The sequence below is a fragment of the Bradyrhizobium ferriligni genome (genome assembly GCF_056837965.1).
In genome coordinates this window covers 1-441 of record NZ_JBXEJO010000291.1, presented here as the reverse complement: position 1 = coordinate 441, position 441 = coordinate 1, and the positions used below count along the sequence as shown (strand labels likewise).

At 55.8% G+C, this 441-nt stretch carries 1 protein-coding gene; it reads right to left on the bottom strand.

Annotated elements, in window-relative coordinates:
• The coding region (locus tag AC1VNY_RS42695) for an EAL domain-containing protein (RefSeq protein ID WP_482409706.1) at positions 1 to 441 on the bottom strand (441 nt) is incomplete at both ends.

Genomic DNA, 441 nt, shown 5'->3' with positions numbered 1-441 from the left:
CTGTTTGATATCGGTGGCATTGCTCTGAACGCAGGCTTTGCGAACAGATAGCCTTGCATGAGCGTGATACCCGCGGCAGCCAGGAAGTCGCGTTCCGACGCCGTTTCAACGCCTTCGGCAATGACCCGGATCCCGAGGTCGTTGCAGATGCTGAGCACGCCGCAAACAATGCGTTGACGCACCAGATCTGAATCGATTCCTCGGATAAGTGCCATATCCAACTTGATCAGGTCCGGCTGGAAATCGGCGAGTAGGGTGAGCCCCGAGTGGCCGGCACCGAAGTCATCAATCGCGGTTTGGAAGCCGAACGACTGATACGCCCGAAAGATTTCGAGGAGGTGGGGGCGGTTGATGATGTCTTCGCCTTCGATGGTTTCGAAGATGATCCGATTGATGGGAAAGCCGAATTTTTCGGCCGCCTCAAACGTCGTGCGGATACAT